The following is a 720-nucleotide window of genomic DNA, read 5'->3' on the forward strand; positions in this document are numbered from 1 at the left end:
CAAAACTTTTTACGCTCTCAGATTTATTTGTCTAATGTCAAACCATCATATGTCAGTTTTTTAATCTTTCGTACCAGTTCAGTAGTTTCGCTATCATAATATTCCTCTAAGCAATCTGGATTCGAACATTTTGCGCCCAAAACATTAACCGACACTATGCCTTGCATATTCACTGGAATAGTGAGCGTTTGGTTTGGAACATCTTTGCATCCACACATTACACACTGTTCAATAGCAAACATTTTTTACTCCCCCAATAACTAATTTACTGTTATTCCCTGTTGACTGAATATACCATAATTGAAACGAGTAATTAAGCGAAAGGTATGTAACTGTAAAAAAGTAACTAAAGCCAAATAGAGCACTGACATTTCTGCTTCTCATTTCTGCATTAGAATGAGCAAAATTGACATTACACATCAATCATCCATGCTCGAATGTGAGCAAAATTGACACAGTAAAAACAAGAAGATAGAACTATAAAGAATAGATAAAGACGATGAACGTTCTGCAACAGCATGTTCTATTTACAAAAACTACCTTTTCTCCAATTATGTCATTTTTTTCGCCACCTATATAAATAGAGTTATATCACTAGCGTTGCATAAAAATCGCCAGGATTAATAAACTGATTTTTCTGAACTAAATTCCACTTCCAAATGGCTAAAGAACGGAGTGACCCACAAAGGTAGTTCCGTCCATTTGGCATTTATATACACT

The 720-nt window shown here is 34.4% G+C and carries 1 protein-coding gene; it reads right to left on the bottom strand.

Annotated features, from left to right (window positions below; all coding sequences use genetic code 11):
* Nucleotides 1-23 precede the first annotated feature (23 nt).
* Nucleotides 24-242 (bottom strand): hypothetical protein, encoded by a 219-nt coding sequence (locus tag EDM57_RS22690; protein ID WP_122906942.1) that lies wholly within the window; start codon nucleotides 240-242, stop codon nucleotides 24-26.
* Between the last annotated feature and the right edge of the window lie 478 nt (nucleotides 243-720).

It is taken from the genome of Brevibacillus gelatini (assembly GCF_003710935.1).
GTDB lineage: Bacteria > Bacillota > Bacilli > Brevibacillales > Brevibacillaceae > Brevibacillus > Brevibacillus gelatini.

Excerpts from the sequence above, each read along its gene's own strand:
- EDM57_RS22690 (WP_122906942.1), bottom strand. The coding sequence starts at position 242 with ATGTTTGCTATTGAACAGTGTGTAATGTGTGGATGCAAAGATGTTCCA.